Source organism: Buttiauxella agrestis ATCC 33320 (genome assembly GCF_000735355.1).
Lineage (GTDB): Bacteria > Pseudomonadota > Gammaproteobacteria > Enterobacterales > Enterobacteriaceae > Buttiauxella > Buttiauxella agrestis.
In genome coordinates, this window is the sequence record NZ_JMPI01000050.1 from 27,531 (window position 1) to 54,405 (window position 26,875).

Annotated in this window: 20 protein-coding genes and 1 pseudogene; 4 read left to right on the forward strand and 17 right to left on the reverse strand. The window is 48.0% G+C overall.

Translation table 11 applies throughout. From position 1 onward, the window contains the following. Positions 1–166: 166 nt before the first annotated feature. The 12 genes and pseudogenes from GBAG_RS14920 to GBAG_RS14970 form a co-directional block, all read right to left on the reverse strand. A complete protein-coding gene (locus GBAG_RS14920; protein ID WP_034497610.1) occupies positions 167–1,198 on the reverse strand; it encodes a hypothetical protein in 1,032 nt (343 codons plus the stop codon). After that, entirely contained in the window at positions 1,183–2,745 is a 1,563-nt protein-coding gene (locus GBAG_RS14925) for an ATP-dependent nuclease (RefSeq protein ID WP_034497612.1), read from the reverse strand. The genes GBAG_RS14920 and GBAG_RS14925 overlap by 16 nt, the downstream gene beginning before the upstream one ends. A gap of 298 nt (positions 2,746–3,043) precedes the next feature. Next, a complete protein-coding gene (locus GBAG_RS14930; protein ID WP_034497615.1) occupies positions 3,044–4,222 on the reverse strand; it encodes a GIY-YIG nuclease family protein in 1,179 nt (392 codons plus the stop codon). Continuing rightward, a complete protein-coding gene (locus tag GBAG_RS14935; protein WP_034497617.1) occupies positions 4,215–6,260 on the reverse strand; it encodes a DEAD/DEAH box helicase in 2,046 nt (681 codons plus the stop codon). The genes GBAG_RS14930 and GBAG_RS14935 overlap by 8 nt, the downstream gene beginning before the upstream one ends. Further along, entirely contained in the window at positions 6,257–9,040 is a 2,784-nt protein-coding gene (locus GBAG_RS14940) for a class I SAM-dependent DNA methyltransferase (RefSeq protein ID WP_034497697.1), read from the reverse strand. The genes GBAG_RS14935 and GBAG_RS14940 overlap by 4 nt, the downstream gene beginning before the upstream one ends. A 280-nt stretch (positions 9,041–9,320) precedes the next feature. Continuing rightward, positions 9,321–9,755 carry a HigA family addiction module antitoxin gene (locus GBAG_RS14945; RefSeq protein ID WP_034497620.1) on the reverse strand — a complete coding sequence of 145 codons (435 nt, stop codon included), beginning with the start codon at positions 9,753–9,755 and terminating at the stop codon, positions 9,321–9,323. 82 nt (positions 9,756–9,837) lie between these two features. Beyond that, the gene (gene trbL / locus GBAG_RS14950) at positions 9,838–11,181 is read right to left on the reverse strand and encodes a P-type conjugative transfer protein TrbL (protein WP_034497700.1); all 1,344 of its coding nucleotides are present in this window, start codon (positions 11,179–11,181) and stop codon (positions 9,838–9,840) included. Between the two features lie 2 nt (positions 11,182–11,183). After that, on the reverse strand, positions 11,184–11,357 hold the full coding sequence (locus tag GBAG_RS22995; protein WP_000654339.1) for a hypothetical protein: 174 nt from the start codon (positions 11,355–11,357) through the stop codon (positions 11,184–11,186). Positions 11,358–11,368: 11 nt separating this feature from the next. Next, entirely contained in the window at positions 11,369–12,163 is a 795-nt protein-coding gene (trbJ, locus tag GBAG_RS14955; RefSeq protein ID WP_034497623.1) for a P-type conjugative transfer protein TrbJ, read from the reverse strand. Between the two features lie 81 nt (positions 12,164–12,244). After that, positions 12,245–12,597 (reverse strand): annotated as a pseudogene (gene traJ, locus GBAG_RS14960) (conjugal transfer transcriptional regulator TraJ). A gap of 846 nt (positions 12,598–13,443) precedes the next feature. After that, the gene (locus GBAG_RS14965) at positions 13,444–14,433 is read right to left on the reverse strand and encodes a replication protein RepA (RefSeq protein WP_034497703.1); all 990 of its coding nucleotides are present in this window, start codon (positions 14,431–14,433) and stop codon (positions 13,444–13,446) included. A 12-nt stretch (positions 14,434–14,445) separates the two neighbouring features. Beyond that, complete coding sequence (locus GBAG_RS14970; RefSeq protein WP_034497625.1) at positions 14,446–14,673, reverse strand: helix-turn-helix transcriptional regulator; 228 nt, start codon at positions 14,671–14,673, stop codon at positions 14,446–14,448. An 87-nt stretch (positions 14,674–14,760) separates the two neighbouring features. Here GBAG_RS14970 and GBAG_RS14975 point away from each other — a divergent pair, with 87 nt between their 5' ends. After that, positions 14,761–15,795, forward strand: a complete 1,035-nt coding sequence (locus tag GBAG_RS14975; protein WP_034497627.1) for a hypothetical protein — start codon at positions 14,761–14,763, stop codon at positions 15,793–15,795. A 493-nt stretch (positions 15,796–16,288) separates the two neighbouring features. Here the strand turns inward: GBAG_RS14975 and GBAG_RS14980 are convergent, their stop codons facing one another. From GBAG_RS14980 to guaB, 3 genes are all read right to left on the reverse strand, one after another. Then, complete coding sequence (locus tag GBAG_RS14980; RefSeq protein WP_034497629.1) at positions 16,289–17,479, reverse strand: tyrosine-type recombinase/integrase; 1,191 nt, start codon at positions 17,477–17,479, stop codon at positions 16,289–16,291. 308 nt (positions 17,480–17,787) lie between these two features. Continuing rightward, entirely contained in the window at positions 17,788–19,365 is a 1,578-nt protein-coding gene (gene guaA, locus GBAG_RS14985) for a glutamine-hydrolyzing GMP synthase (RefSeq protein ID WP_034497631.1), read from the reverse strand. Between the two features lie 66 nt (positions 19,366–19,431). Continuing rightward, the gene (gene guaB, locus GBAG_RS14990) at positions 19,432–20,898 is read right to left on the reverse strand and encodes an IMP dehydrogenase (RefSeq protein ID WP_034497634.1); all 1,467 of its coding nucleotides are present in this window, start codon (positions 20,896–20,898) and stop codon (positions 19,432–19,434) included. Positions 20,899–21,067: 169 nt separating this feature from the next. Here guaB and xseA point away from each other — a divergent pair, with 169 nt between their 5' ends. Beyond that, positions 21,068–22,450 carry an exodeoxyribonuclease VII large subunit gene (gene xseA / locus GBAG_RS14995; protein ID WP_034497637.1) on the forward strand — a complete coding sequence of 461 codons (1,383 nt, stop codon included), beginning with the start codon at positions 21,068–21,070 and terminating at the stop codon, positions 22,448–22,450. Between the two features lie 3 nt (positions 22,451–22,453). On the opposite strand, the gene GBAG_RS15000 is transcribed toward xseA, so the two are convergent. Then, the gene (locus GBAG_RS15000; protein ID WP_034497640.1) at positions 22,454–22,675 is read right to left on the reverse strand and encodes a zinc ribbon domain-containing protein; all 222 of its coding nucleotides are present in this window, start codon (positions 22,673–22,675) and stop codon (positions 22,454–22,456) included. Between the two features lie 170 nt (positions 22,676–22,845). Beyond that, the gene (locus GBAG_RS15005; protein WP_034497643.1) at positions 22,846–23,841 is read right to left on the reverse strand and encodes a LacI family DNA-binding transcriptional regulator; all 996 of its coding nucleotides are present in this window, start codon (positions 23,839–23,841) and stop codon (positions 22,846–22,848) included. A gap of 264 nt (positions 23,842–24,105) precedes the next feature. Here GBAG_RS15005 and GBAG_RS15010 point away from each other — a divergent pair, with 264 nt between their 5' ends. Continuing rightward, positions 24,106–25,344, forward strand: a complete 1,239-nt coding sequence (locus tag GBAG_RS15010) for an MFS transporter (RefSeq protein WP_034497646.1) — start codon at positions 24,106–24,108, stop codon at positions 25,342–25,344. Between the two features lie 19 nt (positions 25,345–25,363). Beyond that, positions 25,364–26,800 (forward strand): glycoside hydrolase family 32 protein, encoded by a 1,437-nt coding sequence (locus tag GBAG_RS15015; RefSeq protein WP_034497648.1) that lies wholly within the window; start codon positions 25,364–25,366, stop codon positions 26,798–26,800. Positions 26,801–26,875: the final 75 nt, after the last annotated feature.

The window sequence follows — 26,875 nt, forward strand, 5'->3', positions numbered from 1 at the left end:
ATCAATCGCCCTAGCCCGTAGATGCCCTCATGCCTAAAATAACCTGCTTAGGCCACTACATGGCCGCCCGTTTCTGCCCGCCACCACATGTCACGATTGACAGAAACCGGCCAAAAGCCTTCATCATTTAGCAACCGATGTTGAACCGATTCAACGATGCAACCGACTATTTCCTCTGTTTAAACGCTCTCAATAGCTTCTCGGGCATGAAATACAGGTCACCCCGCGCCCTAGTGCAGGCAACGTACATCTTGTTGCGAGTTTGCGGGTTTGCCTGGTGTAGCCTTTCTGCCAAATAGTCTTTCCAGATACCCGGGCCCATCACAACGCAAACATCGTTAAAGTGATCCATGCCCTTACTCGCCCCCCAATTTTCTGAGTAGCATCCGTAATGGTAGTGTTCGCTCAAAAACAGCTTCACGATGGTTGGATCAGCATGCAACATGTTCGCTTGGGCTCGATCATCAACCGTAATGATCTGGCTGACCCTTTCCTCATGAGCCCCCATCGGAATTTGTAACTTTGCACTAATGAAATCGCAGACCATTTTTGTGCATCGCCAGCTACGGCTCAGGGTTTCCTTGTCTACCGTGATGCCGGCATCACGAAAGCGTTTCTCATAACGGACGACATCGTCGTGAAGGTTTTTGTTTATCGCGCCATCTCTACTGGTATCAAAGGTATGTTGGTAGAAGTCACCGACGAACCTTATGCCAATATTCGCTTGTGAAACCTCCAGTAGCAGGTTGAAGTCGTGGCCCGCAAAATCCTGCACCTCGTCAACGTAGAGGTAGTCGTAAAAGCGCTCTAGGCGGGCACGCACATCTGGTATAGCCCCCATGACCTGTAGCAGTTTGGCGAGGCGGCAGTGATAGAGCCTACCGCCGCCATCGCGATACCGATTGAGATCGTCCAAGCGGAACTGTCTATTGGGCGGACGCCTGAAATTTATGCCTCTGGTCCCTAGCTTCAATTGCATCAAGGGCCTATAACAGAACCCATGCAGAAACGAGAAGTACGTCGTGAGGGTGATGCTGGGTGGGATCATCCCAAATTTCTGGATGATCCTGTTGCGCAGGTGCAGGTGATTGTTCTCCGTGTAAGTGATGATCAATGCTCGCTGATCAAGGCTGAGCCCCTCAATGATCAGGCTGGTTTTTCCAGACCCTGCGACGGAAAAAATTACGCTCTTATCCACTCGATCGCATCCTGTATGTATTTCGGGGCGATCAGCTCAGCGGCCTTCTTGGTCAACAGCTCGAAAGCGACATCCGCTTTATTTTTCAACATGTACTCTTGAACGGTCAGTTTTTTTCGACCTGCAGCAAAAAGATCATCGCAGGTTTGCTGGTTGTCGCTGTAGAGACCAATTTCAAAAGTGCTTCGATCAGGATTTGTATCGGCAAAAATCTTGGCCGACGCGTACAGGTAGCCTTCGTAGTTCGCTACACAGTTCTGTTGGTAATCGCCGTCGTTATCCCGAATTGCGGCGATCCTGATACTCAGGAGCTTTCCGAGTTCCAAGTAGCGTTTGAAGCTCGTTCCACCGATCGAGATGATGTGCACGGCATCAGCCTGAGGAGGATGGCCTGCCAGTTGCTTGTAGAAATGCTCCATAAGGATAAATTCTGCATCTCCCTCGACCAATATGACTCGCTTGGAGAGAGCAAGCTCAAGGACGTTGTTATCGGGCGCTTTCATGAAGAAGTTTGCAGTGGGCTCCGACAGGTCTTTCAAGCGTCCCGCACGGCCTGATCCAAGCAGTAACGCGTGGCGTAGATCGAGCCGAGCACAGATATGGCTACTGTGCGTCGTAATGAACAACTGAGTGCCCGTCGTATCCGCCAGTCTTTCAACTAAGCGTTTCATATTCGTGTGGCTCAGATGGTTTTCGGGCTCCTCTAGCAGAAGCACATTCAGGCTCCCTTTTTCCTCGTATTTCTGCAGGGCGAAATTGGTCTTGATGAAGCACTGCTCACCTTTGCCACGATTCTCAATAGGGATACCGTCTTTGGTGATCACCAAGTCGGTTTCAAGATTGGCGCGAGAGCTTGTTCGCAAGGCAAACTGATAATCACCAAGCGCATTGTTCAAGTCCCTCAGACTCTCTCGACCAAAAGCTTCTTTGCCTTGCCGATAGCGATTTTCGAGGCGGTAGCGATCCGGCACATTGGCATGGAATCCGAACACCGCTCGAGTGTATTCACGAGCAGCGTATTCGCTGTCGATACGAGAACTGTCAATCATCAGGTGTTTGACCGGACGCCGGTAGCTGACGTGAGGTGCCCCGGAGAACGTTGAGAACTTGACGCTGTAATACTCGAAAGGAAAGCTGTCTTTGTTTGCTTTGAGAAGATCGACAATTGTCTGGCCGAACTCTTCAATCAAGGGGACAATCGCCATGCGCAGGCCATCTGTCTGTGTTCCTAGAACGTTTTGGGTACCGTAAAAACCTTGGTCATCGCCCTCTTCCAGGAAAACATCCACGATAACTTCGGGAAGCAAATCCAGTCTCGCTGGCCCTGCCAAGAAATTCTGCACCGCACTCTGATTTAGCAGGGCTTCATAGCCTATGTTTTCAACTCGGCTGCGACTTGCGCTAAGTGTCAGATCTAATGCCAATAGCACGCTGCTCTTACCCGTTTCGTTGTCACCAATCAATACGTTCTTGCCTGCGTCGAACTCAAGGGTCAGGTCGGCGATGCTTTTGAAATTCTTGATCACGATTTTTTTTATTACCGGCATATTCACTCCTTAGCCTACACGGTGTCAGATAAAGCACGTACTTTGTCCGATATTGACTGTCCTTTTCAACCGGCTTCAAAACTGGACAGCCCCTATGCCAATACCCTCTAACACATCACGCAGACACCTCATCCAAGCAATGAAACGAGTAACTCCTCCAACTCTCAGCCGCTCGTCGATCATTTCGGCCGTAGCTTAAACGTTAATGAAAAAACTATTCGGCCCAGGTCATCCTGAGCATTGTCATGCCTTTCTTTTTCCGGCAACACCTGGCCTACAAGTCAACATTTTCGCTGCCCTATGCCTTCACCAGCTTCGCAGACATGGGGTCATAGACATACCCAATGATGCTACCATCCTTGATACGTGCAACAGCCTCATCGATGACGAATAACGGAACGAGAAACCATTCTTCGGGCTGCACAGGATGGCCGAAACGGTCATAAATGGTGATGTTAAGCCGAGCGGGTGCGAACAACCTGTGAAACAGGTTTTCCATCCGGGTGCGGCTGATGCCTGCGAGCTTGTATGAAGCTACCACCTCGACCTTCGCCAATAGATAGGTGGAATCGTGTTCAGCATTGGCAATACGAGTCTCTACCTTGCCGCCAGTCACACCAATCTTGTGAATGACATCACGATGTTCAGCCACATAAGGGTTATCAGATAGCGAACGCAATACATAAATGGTGCCACTTTCTAGATCGCTCTCTTCTAGAGCATCGCTGAATAAAGGTCCCATGTCTGGATCGGTAATTCGCCGTGCTGTTTCGTCTTTATACAAAGCACGAACCAATGACAGCCGAAGTAGGTTGCTTTCCGTACCATTCGAGTAAATAACACGCAGCCGAGCATCTTTCTTCCCCTGTGGTGAATCGAACTCTTCACCTTCATCAGCCACATAAGCCGTTTGACCATCCAGGATGAACCAATGGCCCACTTCAATCGTTGCATACTGCCCAAAAGGTCGAGTCACTCTTAAGCCTGAACTTAGATCACTGCGCACCTGCTCAAATAGCGGTTTAAACACATCAAAATCTTCGCACGGTTTGCGATCCGCGATACCTTGTACAGTACGCTTTTCGGCGCTAGCACGAACATGACGCAAGACTGTGATATCGTCCTCGCTGGTAACATCAGCCAGTTCGGCAGCCAAATTATCGATATCGATAATTTCTTCCGCTGACTCCGCTACCTCCCCCCCTACGGCTAATAAGCCCTGATGATCCAGCAGTTCAAGTAAGGCACGGCAGCCTGGGAGGCTGCGTAGACGGTCGAGCCGCACTGCATAGAGGCGCTCGAAGATCTCACGATTTTCACCGTGTTGCGGCGCACGTCCATGTTGGTCAGTGAAGCGCTGAATTTCCTCAAAACCTGCTATGATGCGTTCCTCACTGGCAGGACGTCCTTTTTTCTTCTCAGGTGGTGCAAACTCGGCAAGTTCATCAGCCAAAGCGTCTAAATCATTTTTACTCATAACGCCCCTCCGCCCTAAAACGCATAAACGCGGCTGCACCTTCAGCGAGGTGTTTTTCCCAAGCATCGGGCGAAGTTAACGATGGGAGGCGCCCACGTTCACGTTTGAATTCAGCGGCACGCTTGGCGATCACTTTGGCATCTTCAGGCGTGATCGAGGTACGCTTGGCCGAGATGGCGGCCGCGACCTGCTTCAAGCTATCTTCGCTCATCGTCTTAGCAAGGATAGCGTAAGCCTCACCAAAGGGGTTGATGCGGTCGATAAGGTCTATGTCTAAATCGCGCACGTCCATCGCAAAGCGACGCACTCCGTCAATAAGAGCAGTATTGAGCGTCCCATCGTTCTCGCCAGTGGCAAGACGCTTGGCCTGCTGCGTGAGGTTAAGGGCGGCGATAGCATGCTGACGTACAGCCTCCTGATCTTCAGCATCAAGTTCAGGATACTTTTCTTTGATGATCTTACCCATACGAACCTGTGTTAACTCTTCAGGGAGCAGCTCTTCATCGAACAGACCTCGTTCGATGGCGGGCTTATCCTGCACAAAGGCCGCGATCACTTCGTTTAAATCTTCCTGGCAGATGCGTGCCGCTTCTTTGCTCTTGGGCTCGGCAAGTCCCTTAATCTCGATTTGATACGTTCCTGTCTGTTCATTAACACCAAAATTGCAGCTATCCGGGTCATACCCTCCATCACCATAATCAAAACCTGGAGTCGGACCGCTTTCTGGATTCTTGGGCTTGAACTCGAAGCGCGGAGCCAGTACCTGCTCCATCAACAAGCTCGCCGCGATAGCTTTCAAGGTATCGTTGACTGCCTCAGTGACTGCGCCCTCTACAGCGTCCGGCTCGGCGATCAAGTTAGTAAATCTCGCGCGAGTTTTACCCGGCGCGTCGCGAGTGGCGCGGCCGATAATCTGCACGATCTCAGTTAGGCTGGCACGGTAGCCAACGGTCAGCGCATGTTCGCACCAGATCCAGTCGAAACCTTCCTTCGCCATACCAAGTGCAATAATGATGTCCACATAATCACGGTCTGTCTTCATTTCTACAGCACGAAGGCTTTCCTGAATCTTGCCTTGGCTAGTTGGGTCCACCAAATCAGCGATACGCAACATTCGGCCATCGCGGCATTTGACTAGCTGGAAACCTGTCGCCGGATCCGCACCTTGCCAATCACCAAGCTCGCCAAGAATATGCTCCACTTCCTTAATTTTATCCTTCGTGCTCTCTCGCGAATTGACGTTGGGTATATGGATAATGGTCTTCTTGTCAGGATCGAGGACATTAAGGATGTCATCGACGTAGGAGCCACTGTAGAAGAAGTAGCCGATGTCGAGTTGCTTGAGGTATTCGTAACCGTTGAGCTGTTCGTAGTAGGTGTAGGTGACAGTATCGAACCTGGACTCATCCTGAGGAGCCAAAACGGCTTCCGCATCACCCCGGAAGTAGGAGCCGGTCATGGCAACGATGTGTGTCTTGTCACGAGCGATGAACTGCCCCAGATGCTGACCAAGCTTGTTATCCGGGTTAGCTGACACATGGTGGAATTCATCGACCGCGATCAGGCGATCGTCAAACGCTTCTACGCCGTAGGCATCGACCGCGAAGCGAAAGGTTGCGTGTGTGCAAACAAGCACCTTGTCGCTACTTTCAAGAAAAGAGCCGAAAGATCTTACCTTGCCACCGTTGTCGTTACCGGGCGCGTTGCACAGGTTCCACTTAGGTTCGACATGCCAATCAGCCCAAAATCCAAACTGCGATAGTAGTTCATCGTTGAAGCTTGCACCGATGGATTTCTCTGGAACAACAATGATGGCCTGTTTGATTCCCTGATTTTCGAGTTTGTCGAGTGCAATGAACATCAGAGCACGACTCTTACCGGAGGCGGGTGGCGACTTGATGAGAAGATATTGTTCTCCGCGCTTCTCGTAGGCCATTTCTTGCATAGGCCGCATTCCAAGGGCATTGGCCTTGGTCGAAATTCCGTTGCGTGAGTAGGTAACGGAAACGGACGGTACTGATTTAATCTTATTGCTCATGCATTGGTTCCCACTTTACGCTTCTTGCTTTTAGCCGGTGCGGTTGAAGCGGCTATCTTAGTATAGAGCTCGAACAACTTCTCAAGCCGCTCTGTGTCATTCTTAAAGCGGCGGCCAATGTAAATGCGCTCAAGCACTTCGTCATTACGCTCGTGCGCCCCCCGTAGATCGGCAGGCATGTTCGCGGGATCGTATAGTTGTGCGATGGTTGCAGGAAAATGATGCTCACGCGCCAGAAGTATGTCCTCTGCGCAGCGCGTGAGGTCAGCCTTATTTTTCTCGGTGAGAGTGGGTACTGGGAACGTATTCCAACCCAAAGTATTGGAGTACCGAAAATCTGTTTTCAGCTTGCCGCAGACGGTGGCAATCCAGACCAAATGCAAACGAGATGCAATGAGCGCAAGGTTCCAAAGCGGGGCGTCGTAGAGAGCAAAGGCGAGGTTGCTAACTACCGAATGATTATCAATCAGTCCAACAGGAAGATACTCGCGCCCTTCCGATGAAACACCCGGCAGAATTAGCGTGTGCTTGCCACCATGATACATCTCGCGAAACTGATGAGCCCGTGATGCCAACTCATTCGTACCAGCATCTTTACTTTTGAGCCGCATTTCCCGAACGCCATCAATGCGAACCCGAATAGACGCAATCTCCAAAGCTTGCGGCAATTTTACATCAGGAATCCAGAGGCACTTACGTACAACTCCTCGAATAAACTCGGCAGAGCCATAGATACGCCGAAGAAATGTTTCTTCATCCTGCTTGCTCAAACCGAGCGAAGCTGCGTCATCCGCCGATAACAAAAGATTTCCTCCATCGACAGGCATGTTGCCGAAAGACATATCGGGCAGACCTGATATGCTCTTGCGCTGGCCTTCGACTACAACATCCTCACCAACACTCAGATAGGGTGTGATGTTTGTCGCCTCGCGCACCGTAGTTTGGCCATTGCGGTCCAAGTCGTAAAGTAGCCTCGTCTTACTCACCTCCGTAGAAAGACCAACGATAGCGACTGTTACACCCGCGTTGTGTGCAGCAAGGTTCGTCCATTTGAAGCTGGAGTGCGCGAAGCGAATGTGGGAACCACATTTGAAAATTGCTGGCCACAGGATAGGAACAATTCGGCCTTGGCAGATAGAGTTAGTGCTAACAAAAGCCGAATCCGTCGGTGTGACTTGCGCGTAGGCAGCGGCTTTCATGAACCAACCACCAACATAATCGATTTGCTTGGACGAAATACCATAAGGTTCAAATACCGAAGCCAAATCCTCCTTCTGCTCTTTAGTCTGCGTTTGGCTACCTTTGTAAGGCGGGTTGCCACAGATGTATGTCTCCCCACCTTCGTTCTGAAAGTCAATCTCTGCTTGACCGAGAGGCGTCTCAAAGAGCTTATCTGCCTGCAACTTCACGCCAATTCCGGACGGAGGGCAAACGCTCAACCAATCAATCCGCAGTGCATTGCCACATGTAATCCAATTATCATTACGCAAAGGAAGAAACTCGGCCAGCGCAAGTTTTAGTCCTCGGTACACCACATCGCACTGATACTCAGCGATAACTAGCGCGAGACGGGCAATCTCCGCTGGAAAGTCTCGTATTTCGATCCCGCGAAAGTTGGTAAGAGGGATGTCAGAGGCATTATCCACCTCGCCACGTCGTCGATTAATCTCGGCCTCGATGGCGCGCATTTCCTTGTACGCAATGACTAAGAAGTTCCCAGATCCGCATGCTGGGTCAAATACGCGGATTCGCGCCATGCGCTTGCGCAGATTGAGCAGCATGCGCGGATTTTCACCGGCTTCATCCAGTTTCGCCCGCAGTTCGTCGAGGAATAGTGGGTTAAGCACCTTGAGTATATTGGGGACACTAGTGTAATGCATGCCCAACTCACCACGCTCTTCGTCTTCGGTAATGGCCTGAATCATCGAGCCGAATATGTCCGGGTTGATTTTGGTCCAATCCAAATTGCCAACGTGTAGCAGGTAGGAGCGCGCGATGCGGCTAAAACGCGGCACCTCGACACTCCCCGAGAACAAAGCACCATTAACGTAAGGAAACTCGGTAGCCCAGCGTGGAATACCAACTGCAGTTCGCTCATCTCGAGGGGTGTTCATAGCACGAAACAGTGTGGCGATGACCTCATGCATATTAGAAGCATCGCGCTCACTCATTTGTGCAATGGTGTCAGTAAAGCGTCCCTTGCCTATAAATATCTCAGTGTCTTCGGCGAAAAAACAGAATATTAGACGCGCCATGAACTTATTCATGTCATGACGACGCTCCGCAGTACCCCATTCAGGGTTGTCTTTCAGCAGTTCAACATAAAGGCGGTTCAGGCGGCTGGTAGCCCGGATGTCAAAGGCGTCTTCGCTGATCTGCCGAACAGTGCTGATACCTGCCAGTGGCAAAAAGAAACCGAAGTGATCGGGAAAGTCTTTAAAGGCACAAGCGACAGTCTGGCCGCTGATGAGGTCTTCAGCTTCGAAGTCTTTTCCATCTGTGGCGAGGATGAATTTGGCCTTGGTCTTGCCTGTTGCCGGGCTGGCCTTGAGTGAAGCCAGCATTTGTGTTACTTGCCCTTCTTCACTAGCCAAAATGTGAATGTTATTGGTCTGAAGAACGCCGCCCAAATCGGACTTATTCGATGCTCCGGCGCGCAAGCGTTTGATAGTCGTTTCCTTGTTACCAAAGGCTTCAAGGAAAGCATAAGGAAACTCTATGGGATCAAAGGGTTGCTCTGCAAGATCCGTGATGGCTTGTTCAATTTCTACGGCGTTCATTTGCGTACAGCTCTCCATTGGCATGTGACCGCCCTGCTGCTACTGGTGTGCAGTGAACTCATGTCAAATCCTAGGTTTTCTTGGAAATTTTTGGCAGCAAGTTTAACAGATGAGAACCCGGCTCTGTAGCGGATTCAGCCTCCTACTCAGCGTTTCGCAAAGCACTGTTACCTGTTTAGAGCGAGAATTGTAGCTTCGGGAAAACAGCAAGCTCATGTTGAAACTTTCATGACACTTGAAGGGCGGCTGTATCATAACATATGAGGTAGTAGCGGATTGATTATGTCTGTCGTTGTTCCTGATAACCTTGCAACGTCTCAAGATTACTCCAAAAATCCTCATCAGTACCAAATATGGCAGCAAGAACGCGAGCCTCATCATCCGTGACACGACGCAAACCGCAGATAATATCTTCAATATCCTGTTTGCAAATACCCATAGCTTCCGCCAGTTCATCATGAGACATGTTCAGCGGTTTTAAAAATTCCTCTACCAGCATCTCTCCCACTGTCACAGGCCCGTCAGTATCTGCTTTTGTGTAGTATGCAAGAATCTCTGAACGTCCCTGCTCATACGTCAGCTCACCTGAAATAATACGTGTCTTAATGGACTCGTACAGTGGCGTACCACTGGGGTCCATTCCTTCAAGTCTAAGGGAAGCCTCTGCTTTGCGGAAGCCCTCGATGCGTAACCGTGAATAGGGAGTCTTGGACATGGTTTTTCCTTTGAATTGCAGGAGTAAAGTTCGCTCAGTGAAAGCGTCAGTTCACGCTACCTCGTTAACTGACGCGCGCGATTCAAGATTTATCATTGCCGGATAAGCTATCTCCGGCAAAATCACTATGTTCGCGGTTATCCCGACGAGTAGCTGTTTGTTTACGTATCTGAGTCGCCAACTCCCCTCCAATAGTATGTTGGACACGAGAATAATTGCCACTTCGCTTCATTGTCTGGTACTCAGCAGCCCCGTTAGCTATAGTGCTTCCCATATGGCTTGCCATGCGGCCAGCTCGCGAGAAGGATGCAGCAAAACCTTTGCTTCCCCCACTGGAGCTACCTTTACCAGATGGTTGCTCTCCCGACGTGTCTACAGAACCGGTATCTTCACCACCAATTACGCCACCGGAACCCGACTCTTCGGCCATGGCAGCTTGCGCAGACTCGAACGCTGCTTTTAATGCAGAGGCTCCGCCGCTGACTTGAGCTGATGCACCCATTGCCATTGCCCCAGCACCGCTGATGGCAGTAGCGGCAGCGCCGGTAATCATACCCGCCCCAAATCCACCAATCCCTTGTAAAGAAGCCCCTCCTACAACACCTGATAACAATAGTGGTAGCTTATTCGTTAATACTAGCAGGATAATTGACGCCAGAAGCAGAATGATAAGACTATTAAGATCAGGAACATCATCTTTAATAAGAGAAAAATATTGATCTATAAATGATTGTCCAATCCCAATAATTAATGTCATCGTGAATAATTGAATGCCAATCGATAAAACAGTTCGTAAGTAATTAATTGCTATATCAGAGGTCCATTTCGAACCACCAAACCCCAGCAATATAACTCCTGCATAACATAACACCCATGCAGAAACCAACATGATTAGCATATTTGTCGCTATAAGGGACATCACTACCAAAACGATTATCGCGACTGTTATCATAATGGTGGATATCATTGGCGACCAAATTGATGCGGCTGAACTGACCTTTGTTAATATCGCAAACGCCATATCAACTATGCTTGAGGGAGAAATACCAGTACTTATTCCTAACGCGTTTGCTGCAAGTTGTCTCATTGAATTAATTATGGATTGCGATATGGATGGGCCGTTGATTAAAAGATAATAAAAAAAACCAATGACGGCAAAAAAGCGAACTATTTCAGCGAGTACACCTGTCAACCCTTCCCCTTGCATCGCCATCATACCAAATGTCCAAACCATACTTATTAATACCAGCCCCCAGAAGAGCCAATTTGCATAGTCTGCAATTACTGCTGTCCATGTACTGGCTACTTGTTGAAACTTATCTAATAAAGTATCAAGTAGCCCGCTACTATCTAATTGACCAGCATAGGCATTTATAGAAAAGAAAAGTATGATACCTAAAAAGGTGAGCTTACTTACTATTTTCATGATTACCATTCTCGTTTAGGGCTTGGTTTATTATTACTCCGTAGAGCACATTTATCGTATTTATGTTCATCAAATTTATTATCTGGCGTCGATAAACAATCTTTATCATTTTTATCGCAAGAACATATGGCCAATAAACTGATCAGAATAAATACAATCAAAAGATTATCTTTCATTCTGCGTTTCCTCACCAAATTCGCTTCGGGCTTGGTGTATTTTCTCCAGCTAACGCTTTTTCATCAGCGGCTATCTGTTGTGATTCTTTATCTGCCTGAGCCTGTGCCAGTGTTGCTGCAGCGTTTTGTTGGACTACCAGAAGTGAGCGGATTTGCAGTAACTGATTTGTCTGTGCACTGGCAAGCTGGTTTGCCGCCTGAATAGCTTCCATTTGCCCTTGTGCGCCGCTTGCCTGAGTTTGTAATTCGGCAAGATTATCAGCATCGCTCTGCAGGGTGTTCTGCTGCTCGTCAATTACCTTAAATACTGCGTCATTGGCCTTTTTACGCGCCCCTGAGCTGTTCTGTTCAGCTTCACGCAGTGCACTAATTTCAGACGCGGTACATTCAACATTGCTGTTAAAGCAAGGTGATGTCCTGTAGTAGTTAACATCCTGATATCGTTTCAGGTACGCATCGAGACTCCCGGCCTGATTCTTGTAGTAATTAAGGGTATCCTGCACCTGCAACAATTTATTAATTGTTGAATTTGCCTGGTCCCAGATATAGGCCGCAGGTGCTACGGTGTTCTGCAGCATGTTTTCATACTGCTGCAACTGCATCTGGTACTGCTGGATTTGTTTAGTCACAGCCTGAACGTTGTTAACTGCGCTGATTGTGGTCTGAACCACATTAGTGCCATCAATAACTGGAATTCCGGCCTTCACCGGTAATGCCATGACGGACGCCACGAAAGAAACTATTAAAGCTTTTTTAGCGGCTAAAACCCTTCTTTGTGATGAAACTACTCGGAACATTAAATTCATTTGCTCACCTCTTTTTCAACAGATTAGTAATATTTAACACTCTGTCTGTTAACAGACGCAGGGATATAGGAAACCACACATTTATTTATCCAAGATTTTATCCATAATGTTCCTTAGTTCTTGCCGAGTTGATTCTATTTTTGCAAGCAAGGTTCTTATCAGTGTGGGTGAAAAATCAACTGTTCGAGGATCATTTGCGAGCCATAATTTAAGTAATCCGCCAAGTCTTCCAAGATCAGCGTTTACTCGGCTAAGTTCATTAACCTGTTTTATATCTACGATAGAATCAACCTGATAACCCATTGCAACTCTACGAACAAAACAGGCAACACTTAATCCAGATTCTTCTGCATTTTCTTGGATGAGAATTTTTCTTCGGGTAAACAATAAACTTTTATTGGCGTACTATTTTTTCTAGTCTGAGTAACTTTCATATAGCTCTCCATACAGGCGGTAGCCTGGCAGCCTCGCAGAGCAGGACGCCCTTGAGCCGCGATGCGGCGAATAGGGAGTGGTAAAGTTGGAACACCGTAGCGGTGGGCCTACTTTACATGTCCTGCCCTCCAGTAGCCGTAGTATATCTGTGCACATCAATGTGTATTTCAGTGTACAGGATGTGTTTTCTTAGCGTATTAATGCAGGATTACTCGGGTAAAATTCTTCGGTATATCGTGAGTCTCGATCCCGTCTCACTGGTGATAAACTCAGCCATAATTGATTTCATCGCACCTAACTCACAGGGAAATTTATCGGATTTTAGCGGCTAAAAATTTTAAAGCCTCCAAATCACAGCTAACCAATTATTTTATATGCTAAAAAAACAATCTACCTCATGTGTCAACAATACAAATACAAGCTATGAATGCTTACAGAACCAATCGTATCCAAAAGAAACAGATAACATTTAAAAATGTATGTTTAGCTAAACAAATCTCAATAAAAAATTAACATTAAAAAATCGAATAGTGATAATCAGGAATGTAATTTGCCCCCATCGAGCTTATCCACAGTATCTATCCTTTAACTACAGGTTAATTTTTATATAGGTTAAACCTACAGGAAAACACTACAGGGTGCTCTATAACCCTTTGTTATAAACTGACTTTACAGCGTTCCAAGAGACAGAACATGCGCATACCGAGACAAAACATGCGTAAACTGAGACAGAACATGCGCAGAATACTTTCTTTAAAGCGTGACAGAATATGCGTGGATAACTTTCTTCATCCCCAAGCTTATACACACTGGTAAAGTGTAAGTTGATAGAGGTTCATCACGCTTCAATATCCCTCAGTTCTGTATTTTTTCCTTCGAGGTACTTGAGGAGCACCTGGTTTTATAAGAAGTCCTTTGTCGGTTGGTGTAGCGTCTAGCCCTGGCCATGCCCGCTGTACCTTTTCAAGCCCATCGTTAAACCGTCGTCTAAAGTCTTTGACATCGGCATAATTTGATCCCATTTGCTCCATCAAACCTAGCCAAGGGATAATTGTGACTCGCTTTAAATAACTCACACGATACGTCGCCCAGCAATATATATCTAAGGCCATCGGAGAGCGCTTAATCAAACGCAATACTCTCATATCCAATGGGACAGGTTTATCTGTTATCAGTTGAAAAAATTTAGGTGACAACTCAACCCAAGATTCCCATGAAAAATCTTGTTCTGGTTGTTTTGCACTCCATAAAATATGGGAAATATCAGCTACTCTGGCTCCCATTTCATCCTCACAAATATATCCACTTTCCTCATTTAACTCTGCAAACGTAACACTAATCGTAGTTTTAAATAATCGCCGCATCTGTTCTCGAAATGGGTTTATAGAACCATTTTTTCCACCGGTTGAGCGAAGACCTAAGTCCTCCATGAAACGCCGTTGGGAGCGACCCAATTCAAGCTTACGTGCTTCCTGTTCTGTAATAAATCCTTTATCCAGCTTTGACTTATTTCTAACTGCTTGAGAACTAACCCAAACTAATAGTAATCGAGCATAGCAACCGAAAGGCAAACCTACTGCTGATGGTGCCATCATATGCATGGTTAAATTACCATTTTTACGGCACCACTCATTCAATCTTGGGTTGCTGTGTGGTAGAGTTGCTTGAATTAAGAACCGAGCAATAAAACCTATTTCATTGGCCTCCAGAGCACTACACTCCTGGATTGCCAAAAGTTTATCTATATATCTCGTATTTCTCTTTACTTTCACGGCCCCTTTTTTGTTTTGAGTCGGTCCCCTAGATGGAACATCCATTACATATTTAATCGTCATGATGACTCGCACTTACCAAAAAAAACCAGGTCTTGCTGCCTTTAAAGCAGATCTGCGCTTTTCTTCAATCCAGTTTTCAACCTCAGCTAAATCCCAAGCAACACTTCGGCTAGTCAAGACAATACGCTTAGGAAACTCACCACGCTGTTCCAAGTTATAGATTGTTCGATCAGACAAAGGAATCATCTTGAGTAATGTTCTGCGATTAATCAGCATTTTATTAGTCATTGACGAATTCATACCATATCTCCTTATCCACACTGTTTAGTGGATATTGCCTGAAATTTCTTGTATCTTAGTGGTATCAATTGGACAAATAGGTTGGACATGAAAATATTTGAAACGGAAGAAAATGCGCAAAAAAGACTAGGGCTGTATTACATCCCTGTTTGGGAACATACTGATGAAACGGTAGTGCATGCCATCCGCATCTTTAGGGAAAAATGGCATTCATATTCTGATAAATCTAAACGGTATAACATCATAAAATTGATCAAAGAGTTGATTGATCCATCTGTATCGGAATATTTAAGTCGACTTCCAAATCATTATTTATCTTTTTGCCCTGCCTCAATAAAAAATTGTAACTATAGCGATCTTGTTAAACTCAGAGGCTTTTCTTACACGGCCGATCAAATTCACTTTCATCTGAGAAATTTTGTTAACCATAGTTCTCATACAGAGCAAGACATGTTTTTCATATCCACTCAGGACATGCTCAAATCATTTTTTATGTATTGTGAAGGAAACAGACCAAAAAATTCAAAGTTAGCCCCCGATCTATATGTAAATATGGAAAGAAAAACGCGAATTTGTGCCTTATGTGGAAACCCGACTGAATTTTCATCATTTATTAGATCATGGAAAGAGAATGGAGTTATTGAAGGTGAAGAAAACGAAGATAATGAGAAATCTGGAAAAAAAAAGAGACCAGACTTCAGTCAAACATACTGTCTAAATCACCGACCGAAACTGCACGATGGTTCTTGGAACGCGACCTATAAACAGGCAAAACGTTCTACAAAGCAATTTGAGCAAGAAGTCTTGAGGCTACGGAGACAAATTGCCCATCCAGATCGCTACAATGCAAAATCTGGAGATAATTTAGTTGATGAGTACTTTTATCATTACCTCTTTGATTCTTCACTAGATCCAACTAATGTGCCTGAACTGCGCAACTTAGCACGCAGAATGGTAGATTCGCGACTGACTGACAACAAAAAGCGAATACTGGTTCTTCATAAGCAAGGGCTTTCCAATCGCGAAATTGGTATAAAATTAGGGGGCTTAACAGGTAGTGTACTAACAAATCAAGCTATTTCTAAAGCCTTAGGAACGATTCGTGATGAGTTCATCTTATAAAATTCCATTTCTGGCAAAATTTTAGCGGCTAAAATCTCACTCAGAAAAACTAAACACATAATACATTTTAATATTATCATCAACCAATTATGTAAAATCTTCCGCGATTAAACGGTATTAAGATGATGGCTCATGGTGTTATGATTTATCATTTGTAGCGCAGCTGTAAGCGATTATGAAAAATGGATCTCTGTGATATTACCTCACCAGTAAACCACAGAAGCTGGTCTGTAATGACATAGGGCTGATCAATTCTATGGTTATGCAATGGCTAATCACCTTACTTGCCTCTGATCATGAAAGGCATTAGTTTTCCTGCGAGTAAGTCTAAGTCAAAGGGTCGTTTACAGTTGCCCTTCCCTCTGCTCAATAGGTACTAACTTACTTACTGAATCATAGAGATGGCATTTAGAGACATAGATGCCTCCATATTTTAGCGGCTAAAATTTTCCTTCTGTCGCCAGAAAAAGATTGATTACAATTTAATTTATTATCAATTACATACCCATTCATCAATCATATTCGCCCAATCTTGCAGCATCTCTGATCTCTGCTCGCGGTACTCGGCTTTATTATAAACAGCCCGTACCCCTTTCTGTTCATGCGCAAGGCACTTCTCAATCCAGTCAGTATTGTACCCGGCCTCGTGTAGTAAGGTGCTAGCTGTACGCCGTAAATCATGGGGGCCAAACTTGGGCAATGACTGCCCTTCTTTCTGTGCCAGACGATACGTCAGTGTCAAAACCCGGTTTAAAGTAGCGCTACTCATTGGCGCATCGGAATCGTAGCGCGAAGGAAGGATAAAATCAGAACTACCGGCAAAGGTTTTGAGAGCAATCAAAATATCCATTGCCTGTCGGGGAAGAAAAACCAAATGTGGATTACGTCGTTTCATCCTCTCCTTTGGTATCGTCCATACTGCTTCACTAAAATTGATCTCGTTCCAGGTCGCGTTAGTAAGCTCACTTTTACGTACCATCGTTAACAGCAAAAGTTTAACCACTGCTCTGATTGATGGCGTCGTTCCTATCCGTTCCATATAACGATACATCAGACCGATTTCAATTGGCGTCAATGCCCTGTCACGAGGCTCAAATTTCGCTATGCTTGCAGGCCGTACCAAATCAGCTGGATTATCCACCTTCTGACCGCGCTCAATAGCCCAGCGATAGACTTGCAATACAATCTCTCTGGCGTGCACAGCTGTCGCCGGTGCCCCTCTCTCGACAATGTTATCGGTTAATGCTCGTAAGTCTTCATGTGTAATCTCGGTCAATTTCTGCTGCGCAAATTTTGACTTCAACTCCCTTTGATATACCGAACGCCTCATATCACGCGTCGATTCAGCCATTTGATAACCGCGTAACCATTTCTCAGCCCACGCACCAAAAGTCTCCGCATCTTTGATACGCGCTTTATCTCTGGCTTTTTCCCTAGCAGGCGATCTTCCACTGGCAACCATTTTTTTGGCTTCATTGAGCCGTTCACGCGCTTCTGCAAGCGTGATCCCTCCAACACCATAGCGGCCAAAAGTAACGGTCTCCTGTCTTCCGTTTATTAAATAGTTATAACGAAATGAGATCGTTCCTGCCGGAGTGACCGCAACATACAGACCATCACGGTCATTAACTTTATAGAGTTTCTCCTTCGGCTTAAGGTGACGCAGCCTGGTGTCAGTCAACATGGTTTATTGTTTTCCTTTAATCAAAAAATACCATGTTGTAAAAAATTCAGAAAAGCTATTTAACTCTCTGTTTTTAATTGATTTATAAAAAACAAATACCATAACTCAACCGAAATTTATCACATGGTACTTTTTCAAACCTGAATTCGAAACCAGAGAGTACCATCAAAAATTCCATTGAAAAAACCGTGCTTCCCGTTGCTAACAGCTGCCAGAAAGTGCCAGACACAAAAACAAAAAAGCCCGCAGTTACGCAGGCTTAGAGGTACTTTACTGCTTTTACGTGCAGGCTGTTGCCAGACGTTAAATCATTCCCACTCGATAGTCGCTGGCGGTTTGCCAGAAATATCGTAAACCACACGGGAAATACCGTTAACTTCGTTGATAATGCGGTTGGAAACACGGCCAAGGAAATCGTATGGCAGGTGCGCCCAATGCGCGGTCATAAAGTCGATGGTTTCAACTGCACGCAGTGAGACAACCCAATCGTATTTACGGCCATCGCCCATCACGCCAACAGAGCGTACCGGCAAGAACACGGTAAATGCCTGGCTGACTTTGTTGTAGAGATCCGCTTTATGCAGTTCTTCAATAAAGATCGCATCAGCACGACGCAGCAGGTCGCAATACTCTTTCTTCACTTCACCCAGCACGCGCACGCCTAAACCTGGCCCCGGGAACGGGTGGCGGTAAAGCATGTCGTATGGCAGGCCCAGTTCCAGGCCAATTTTGCGCACTTCATCTTTGAACAGCTCACGCAGCGGCTCAACCAGACCCATCTTCATCTCTTTCGGCAAGCCGCCCACGTTGTGGTGAGATTTGATGACGTGTGCTTTACCGGTCGCAGAAGCAGCAGATTCGATAACGTCAGGATAAATGGTACCCTGAGCCAACCACTTCACGTCTTCTAGTTTCAGTGCTTCTTCATCGAACACTTCAACAAACACGCGGCCAATGATTTTACGTTTTGCTTCCGGATCGTTCTCACCCGCCAACGCGGACAGGAAACGTTCTTCGCCTTTAACGTGAATGATGTTCAGACCGAAGTGATCGCCAAACATATCCATCACTTGTTCAGCTTCGTTCAAACGCAGCAGGCCGTTATCAACGAATACACAAGTCAGACGGTCGCCAATCGCGCGGTGCAGCAGCATTGCGGTAACGGAAGAATCCACGCCACCTGACAAGCCCAGAATCACTTTGTCATTGCCCACTTGTTCACGCAGGCGAACAATCGCATCTTCGATGATTTTTGCCGGAGTCCACAGTGCTTCGCAGCCGCAGATATCCAGAACAAAACGTTCCAGCAAACGCTGGCCCTGACGGGTATGGGTCACTTCCGGGTGGAACTGCACACCATAGAAACGTTTTTCTTCGTTCGCCATAATCGCGAACGGGCATGTTTCGGTGCTGGCAACGGTCACGAAGTCTGAAGGGATCGCGGTGACTTTATCGCCGTGGCTCATCCAGACATCGAGAAGCGGTTTGCCATCTGCACTCAGGGAATCTTCGATACCGCGAACCAGTGCGCTGTCTGTTTTAACTTCGACCTGTGCGTAACCAAATTCACGTTCGTTAGAACCCTCAACGTGGCCGCCAAGCTGCATCGCCATGGTCTGCATGCCGTAGCACACGCCAAATACTGGCACACCTGCGGTGAAGACATATTCAGGCGCACGTGGGCTGTTATGTTCAGTGGTACTTTCCGGGCCACCAGAAAGGATGATACCGCTTGGGTTGAAATCACGAATCTGTGCTTCAGTGACATCCCATGCCCACAGCTCACAGTAAACGCCCAATTCACGCACACGGCGCGCAACGAGTTGAGTGTACTGAGAACCGAAATCAAGGATAAGTATGCGATGTTTATGGATATTTTCCGTCATTGAGGCTAATTCCGAGGCAAGTGAAACAAAATAAAAACACCCGGCATAAAGCCGGGCGCAGAAATTTTAAGAACCCATACGGTAGTTCGGGGACTCTTTAGTAATCGTCACATCGTGAACGTGACTTTCCTGAATGCCCGCACCGCTGATGCGTACAAATTCCGCTTTGGTACGCAGCTCGTCGATAGTACCACAGCCGGTCAGACCCATGCAGGAGCGCAGGCCACCCATTTGCTGGTGAACGATCTCTTTCAGGTGGCCTTTGTAAGCCACGCGGCCTTCGATACCTTCCGGCACCAGTTTGTCCGCTGCGTTGTCAGTCTGGAAGTAACGGTCTGAAGAACCTTTAGACATCGCGCCCAGGGAACCCATACCGCGGTAGGATTTGAAAGAACGGCCCTGGTAAAGTTCGATTTCACCTGGAGATTCTTCAGTCCCTGCCAACATACCGCCAACCATCACCGCAGAAGCGCCTGCTGCGATAGCTTTCGCAATATCGCCGGAGAAGCGGATACCACCGTCAGCAATAACCGGGATGCCGGTACCTTCCAGCGCTTCAACTGCGTCAGCAACCGCAGTGATTTGTGGAACGCCCACGCCAGTAACGATACGAGTGGTACAGATGGAGCCAGGACCGATACCGACTTTAACCGCACTCACACCAGCGTCAGCCAGCGCGCGAGCGCCGTTCGCCGTAGCCACGTTGCCGCCAATGATTTGCAGGTCAGGATATTTAGCGCGAGTTTCACGAATACGTTGCAGAACGCCTTCGGAGTGACCGTGAGAGGAGTCAATCAGCAAAACATCGACACCAGCGGCTACCAGAGCGTCGATACGCTCTTCGTTGCCCGCACCTGCGCCAACGGCAGCCCCAACACGCAGACGGCCCTGGTCGTCTTTACAGGCGTTAGGTTTACGTTCTGCTTTCTGGAAGTCTTTTACGGTAATCATGCCCTGCAGGTGGAAGTTGCCATCGACAACCAATGCCTTCTCAACGCGTTTTTCGTGCATTTTAGACAGCACAACATCACGCGCTTCGCCTTCTTTCACGGTAACCAGACGCTCTTTCGGGGTCATGTACACGCTGACAGGCTGGTTTAAGTCAGTGACGAAGCGAACGTCACGACCGGTGATAATACCGACCAGTTCGTTGGCTTCGGTGACAACAGGATAACCCGCGAAACCATTACGTGCGGTGAGTTCTTTAACTTCGTGCAGAGTGGTTGTCGGCAGCACGGTCTGTGGGTCAGTCACAACGCCACTTTCGTGTTTTTTCACGCGTTTGACTTCTTCAGCCTGGCGCTCAATCGACATATTTTTGTGGATGAAACCAAGTCCACCTTCCTGAGCCAAAGAAATGGCCAGACGGGCTTCCGTTACGGTATCCATGGCTGCGGACAGCATAGGGATATTCAAACGAATAGTTTTGGTCAACTGGGTGCTGAGATCGGCCGTGTTAGGCAGAACTGTAGAGTGAGCTGGAACGAGGAGAACGTCATCAAACGTCAGTGCTTCTTTAGCGATTCGTAGCATGGCAATATCTCAACCTGGGGTGAATGAGAACAGATAAAATATTGCCGCGGCATTATACAGAGCGGAATCGATTGCATCCACACTTTTTTAAGAAAACTCCTTGCCTAGGAGAATACGAAAGGTACTATTGACCGAATAACTTGCTGATTTAGAATTTGATCCAGGTCACATGCCAACGATAAATACTCCATCAATTTTTACCGTCAGCCGTCTGAATCAGACGGTTAGAATGCTGCTGGAACAAGAGATGGGGCAAGTCTGGATCAGCGGTGAAATTTCCAACTTCACCCAACCGGCTTCCGGTCACTGGTACTTCACGCTCAAAGACGATACCGCACAAATTCGTGGTGCGATGTTCCGTAACAGCAATCGTCGCGTCACCTTCCGTCCGCAACATGGGCAGCAGGTTTTGGTGCGTGCGACTCTGACTCTGTACGAGCCACGCGGTGATTATCAGATTATCGTTGAAAGCATGCAACCGGCGGGCGAAGGTTTGTTACAGCAGCAATACGAAGAGCTGAAACAACGCCTCACCGCTGAAGGTTTGTTTGAACAAATCCATAAGCAACAACTGCCGACGCCTGCGCATCAGGTCGGCGTGATTACTTCAAAAACTGGTGCCGCGCTGCATGACATTTTGCACGTGCTCAAACGCCGCGACCCTTCTCTGCCGGTAATTATTTATCCGACCGCTGTTCAGGGCGCTGATGCGCCGATGCAAATCATACGCGCTATTGAGCTGGCAAACGTGCGCAAAGAGTGTGACGTGCTGATTGTCGGGCGCGGCGGCGGCTCGCTGGAAGATTTATGGAGCTTTAACGATGAGCGCGTTGTCAGGGCTATCTTCGCAAGCAAGATCCCGATCGTTAGTGCCGTAGGGCATGAAACTGACGTCACGATCGCCGATTTTGTCGCAGATGTCCGCGCGCCAACGCCTTCAGCCGCAGCGGAAATTGTCAGCCGTAATCAGCTCGAATTACTGCGTCAGTTGCAATCGTCGCAGCAGCGTATGGAAATGGCGATGGATTATTATCTCGCCCAGCGCACGCAGCGCTTCACGCGCTTACAACATCGCCTGCAACAACAACATCCGCAACTGCGCCTGGCTCGCCAACAAACGACGCTTGAGCGTTTACAGCAGCGTTTGACCGTGGCAATGGACGCAAAACTGCGCCGCAGTTCGCAACAGCAGCAGCGCCTGATGCAGCGTTTGAACCAGCAACAACCACAAGCTCGAATTCATCGCGCCCAGACTCGTTTACAGCAGTTGGAATATCGTTTATCGCAGGTGGTCACGGCGCGTCTTAGCCAGACTCGCCAACGCTTCGGCACGGCTATCGCACAGCTTGAAGCGGTCAGTCCGCTGGCGACCCTGGCGCGTGGTTATAGCGTCACAACGGCGACAGATGGCAAAGTGCTGAAGAAAACCAAACAGGTCAATTCTGGGGATACGCTAACAACGCGTCTGGAAGATGGCTGGGTGGAAAGCCAGGTCACCGGCATTACACCGGTGAAGCCTGTACGCAAGCGTAAAACGGCGGCGAAAAGCTAAAACTTATTCGACAACAGGCACGAACTCGACGCGTTTCTTCGAGATCAAACCATGTCCATTCTGGCAAAAATAATCCACCGCACCGCAGGCTTTTAAAACTTCCAGCGGCTTGTGGCAATCCGGGCAGCGAGCCTCAAGACGAAAATCCTGTTTGCAGGCTTCACATTGCGCGCCTGTATCGGTTGGCTGGAGCGGGTTTTCACACACCGGGCATTTCGTTTCCATAATTACTCCTTTCAGTTCTGCAACTCTATTCATCTTTTGTTGTACCCAGATGGAAACCTAAGCGCAAACCGATGGAATCGGAACACAACTGCATTTTTATTATTCGCCGGGAAGGTTTATTCCAAATATCGTCATTCGCATGCTGAGAATTATAGTTCCTCAATGCTTTCTCAAAATGATTCTCGCAACAGCCAGGGACTATCGACCAGCACTTTCTCTCGGTGGCTGTCGCCGTTGATGATGTGCAATGTACTTAAGCGCCCAATCTCATAGTGCGGTAGCTGGACAGTGGATAGCGGGGGGATAAACAAATTCCCGATCCCTACGAGGTTATCGTACCCAAGAACAGCAATATCCTGTGGGATTCGGATCCCTTGTGTCAACAGCGTCTGATATACCATAAATGCAATACGGTCATTGCCACAGATCACCGAATCAAATTGCGGTTGCCCCTGATAGATATGCGCCAGCAGAATGTCCGGAATATCACGGTAGTGCTCGTCACCATATTGCATATAGCAGTGCTCAAGCGTATCGGGATTGATATTGGCTTCACGGCAAGCGCGATCAAGCCCCCGACAGCGGCGAAGCGTCGCCAGATGGTTGGCAGGTAAATGCAAGCAGAGAGGGCGACGATACCCCGCCGCTAATAGCGCCTGCACTGCGGTATACTGCCCTTGTTCATCGTTAGGAATATAGCTGGCAACCAGTTCTCCCTTGTTCTCGCAATTGGCGAGTACAAGGGGATGCTTCAGCAACCTGGGGGAGATACTCACTTCGCGCAGCCCCATGGTGGTGAAAATAATCCCCCCAGGCCGGTGCGCGAGTAGCAGATCGACAATATCGTCAGGATTGTCATCAGCAAACATGTTAACCACGAAGCTATTCCAGCCATACGCCCGTGCGGTTTCTTCGATAGACAGCGTAATTTCGACTGAAAAAGGGGTAGTGACTGTATCCAGAGCAAGCACGCCAATTGTTTTATTCCTGGAGCCAACACGACGCACCTGGCGGGCAGACAGATCCGGCACATAGTTGAGCTGTAAGATAGCCTCCTGCACCCGTGAAAGGGTTTCAGGTTTCACGCGTTTCGGATCATTCAGCACCCGCGACACGGTCATTAGAGATACATTGGCCAGTCTGGCCACATCTTTTAAAGACGCCATAACCTTCCATTAAAAAACTAACGATCCAATCCTGGTTTTGCACTCGATCCAGCGATTTAAGGGTTGTGATCAAACGCGAATTCCCTATTTTAAGCATCGAACCCCAAGGCTATGCAAACCACGATAAAAAATTTGATCTTGATCGCAACATATTAATGTTAACGTTAACTTTTGTGATTAACATCGGTTAACAAGCCAAAATTAAGTGTATATCAAAAATGTTAACGTTACCATTTTTGCATACCCTCTTATGAGATTACATAAATGAAAAAACGGCCTTCACGCAGCTACCTGCTGCTCAGCGCTCTGCTGTTCTTTTTCTTTGTGACTTGGTCCTCGTCAAGTTCACTTCTCTCCATTTGGCTTAACCAGGAAGTGGGGCTAAAAACATCGGAAACCGGCATTATCTTTTCCGTATTATCCGTTTCCGCGCTCTTCGCTCAGGTTTGTTATGGCTTTATCCAGGATCGACTTGGCCTGCGCAAACATCTGTTATGGTTCATCACCGCCCTGCTGATCCTCTCCGGCCCCGCTTATCTGCTGTTTAGCTATTTGCTGAGCATCAACATTCTGTTGGGGAGCGCGTTCGGTGGTTTATTTATCGGGCTGACATTTAATGGTGGTATCGGCGTTCTGGAGTCTTATACCGAGCGCGTTGCGCGTCAGAGTACCTTTGAGTTTGGACGGGCCCGCATGTGGGGGTCTCTGGGCTGGGCTGTCGCCACGTTTTTTGCCGGGTTACTGTTTAATATCAACCCTGACCTTAACTTCCTGGTGGCCTCTTGCTCAGGGATAATCTTCTTCTGCCTGCTGCTCCGCTTAAAAGTCGCGGCTCCGGCAAGCATGGAGAAACTCGAAATAGGCGCTAAAAAAGTCTCCCTGACAGATGCCCTGCGCTTGCTCACCTTACCGCACTTCTGGGCACTTATCTTCTTTGTGGTCGGAACCTGCATTTACGGCGTATACGACCAGCAATTCCCGGTCTATTTCTCTTCACAGTTCCCGACATTAAGAGAAGGGAACGCGATGTTTGGCTATTTAAACTCCTTCCAGGTCTTTCTAGAGGCAGCAGGCATGTTTTGTGCACCGTGGCTGGTTAACCGCATTGGCGCTAAAAATGGTCTGATATTCGCAGGGATGGTAATGGCGCTGCGCATGATTGCTTCCGGTCTGGTGGAAGGACCCCTGCTGATTTCAATTACCAAACTGCTTCACGCTGTTGAACTGCCGATACTGTTAGTCGCCATTTTTAAATACAACAGTCTAAATTTCGATAAACGCCTGTCCTCCACGATTTATCTGGTGGGATTCGCCTGCACCAGCTCGATTATTGGCTCCGTGTTATCCCCGCTGGCGGGCTTTAGCTATGAGAAATTCGGCTTCGCTCAGTCCTATCTGATCATGGGCATTACGGTGTTCTGCACCACGTTTATTTCCATTTTCCTTTTGCGCTCAAATCAACCCTCATCTGAGCCATCCTTTCTGCAGCAAAACGCTGTTTAATGTACTGAGAGTAAAGACAATGACATCCTTATTAGAACAGGCTGAACAGACGCTGGAAAAAGCACAATCCGCTATCAATCCACGCTGGTATCCGCGGTATCACCTTGCCGCTCGCGCAGGCTGGATGAATGATCCTAACGGCCTGGTGTGGTTTGATGGTTGGTATCACGCGTTTTATCAACATCACCCCTATTCCCCTCAATGGGGTCCGATGCACTGGGGGCACGCCCGCAGCAAAGATCTGGTGCACTGGGAACATCTACCGGTTGCGCTGGCCCCGGAAGGCCCGGCGGATAAAGACGGCTGTTTCTCCGGCTCCGCCGTGGTGGACGGCGATACGCTGGCGCTGATTTATACCGGACATAAATTTCACGGTTCGGCAGACACCGACGACAATCTCTACCAGGTGCAGTGCCTGGCAAGCAGCTGTGACGGCATCCATTTTGAACGGCATGGCATGGTGATTGATACACCGCCAGGACTGCATCATTTTCGCGATCCGAAGGTGTGGCGCGAAGGTGAGTTCTGGTACATGGTTGTCGGTTCCCGCGTGGAGAATACTGGCCAGGTGCGCCTGTACCGCTCCACCGATCTCCGTGAGTGGCACGACAAAGGTATTTTCGCCGAGGCTGACGAAGGCATGGGTTTTATGTGGGAATGCCCGGATTTCTTTACCCTGGGAGATAAGCGCGTCCTGATGTTCTCCCCACAAGGGATGGCGGCGGAAGGTTATCATCATCGCAACCTCTTCCAGAGTGGCTATTTGCTCGGGGAATGGCAGCCAGGACAACCGTTCACCCATAATGGAGAATTTATTGAGCTGGACCATGGACACGACTTTTATGCTCCGCAAAGTTTCCTGACCCCGGATAACCGCCGCATTGTCATCGGCTGGCTGGCTATGTGGGAATCGCCGATGCCCGAACAGCAGGATGGATGGGCCGGTATGCTCTCTCTCCCGCGTGAATTAAGCCTTGATGACAATCATCGTGTGAAGATGAAACCCGCTGACGAAGTCACCGCACTGCGCGGCAGCTATTATCCCGCGCCCGTTCGCGACCTGAATAATCAGAAAGTCCTTGTCACGGCAAATGCCGAAGCGGTCGAGGTGCAGCTGGCATGGGATCTGAGCGCGTCTACGGCTGAACAGTTTGGCATGGCGTTAGGCGACGGGCTGAGAATATACGTCGACAATCAGGCCCAGCGTCTGGTGGTGGAGCGTAGCTATCCGAAATATTCACTTGAAGGGACGCGCAGCATTCCGCTGCCCGCAAACAGCTTACTGTCACTGCGAATATTTATTGATCGCTCATCAGTGGAAGTATTTGTTAACGATGGCGACGCTTGCTTAAGCAGCCGAATTTATCCGCAGCCGGATCAACGCGATATTTCACTGTTTGCGAATCACGGTATTGCCTCATTACAAGATGCCGGATACTGGTCTTTGGATAAATAATCCCACTCAGTTTCGACGTGTTTCTTACATTGAAAGCTTTTTATTTCTGCCAGTCTCTGGCTGGCATATTACTGT

Coding starts and splice junctions, on each gene's coding strand:
- GBAG_RS14925 (WP_034497612.1), bottom strand. CDS start 2,745: ATGCCGGTAATAAAAAAAATCGTGATCAAGAATTTCAAAAGCATCGCC.
- GBAG_RS14930 (WP_034497615.1), bottom strand. CDS start 4,222: ATGAGTAAAAATGATTTAGACGCTTTGGCTGATGAACTTGCCGAGTTT.
- GBAG_RS14935 (WP_034497617.1), bottom strand. CDS start 6,260: ATGAGCAATAAGATTAAATCAGTACCGTCCGTTTCCGTTACCTACTCA.
- GBAG_RS14940 (WP_034497697.1), bottom strand. CDS start 9,040: ATGAACGCCGTAGAAATTGAACAAGCCATCACGGATCTTGCAGAGCAA.
- GBAG_RS14945 (WP_034497620.1), bottom strand. CDS start 9,755: ATGTCCAAGACTCCCTATTCACGGTTACGCATCGAGGGCTTCCGCAAA.
- trbL (WP_034497700.1), bottom strand. CDS start 11,181: ATGAAAATAGTAAGTAAGCTCACCTTTTTAGGTATCATACTTTTCTTT.
- GBAG_RS22995 (WP_000654339.1), bottom strand. CDS start 11,357: ATGAAAGATAATCTTTTGATTGTATTTATTCTGATCAGTTTATTGGCC.
- trbJ (WP_034497623.1), bottom strand. CDS start 12,163: ATGAATTTAATGTTCCGAGTAGTTTCATCACAAAGAAGGGTTTTAGCC.
- GBAG_RS14965 (WP_034497703.1), bottom strand. CDS start 14,433: ATGACGATTAAATATGTAATGGATGTTCCATCTAGGGGACCGACTCAA.
- GBAG_RS14970 (WP_034497625.1), bottom strand. CDS start 14,673: ATGAATTCGTCAATGACTAATAAAATGCTGATTAATCGCAGAACATTA.
- GBAG_RS14975 (WP_034497627.1), top strand. CDS start 14,761: ATGAAAATATTTGAAACGGAAGAAAATGCGCAAAAAAGACTAGGGCTG.
- GBAG_RS14980 (WP_034497629.1), bottom strand. CDS start 17,479: ATGTTGACTGACACCAGGCTGCGTCACCTTAAGCCGAAGGAGAAACTC.
- guaA (WP_034497631.1), bottom strand. CDS start 19,365: ATGACGGAAAATATCCATAAACATCGCATACTTATCCTTGATTTCGGT.
- guaB (WP_034497634.1), bottom strand. CDS start 20,898: ATGCTACGAATCGCTAAAGAAGCACTGACGTTTGATGACGTTCTCCTC.
- xseA (WP_034497637.1), top strand. CDS start 21,068: ATGCCAACGATAAATACTCCATCAATTTTTACCGTCAGCCGTCTGAAT.
- GBAG_RS15000 (WP_034497640.1), bottom strand. CDS start 22,675: ATGGAAACGAAATGCCCGGTGTGTGAAAACCCGCTCCAGCCAACCGAT.
- GBAG_RS15005 (WP_034497643.1), bottom strand. CDS start 23,841: ATGGCGTCTTTAAAAGATGTGGCCAGACTGGCCAATGTATCTCTAATG.
- GBAG_RS15010 (WP_034497646.1), top strand. CDS start 24,106: ATGAAAAAACGGCCTTCACGCAGCTACCTGCTGCTCAGCGCTCTGCTG.
- GBAG_RS15015 (WP_034497648.1), top strand. CDS start 25,364: ATGACATCCTTATTAGAACAGGCTGAACAGACGCTGGAAAAAGCACAA.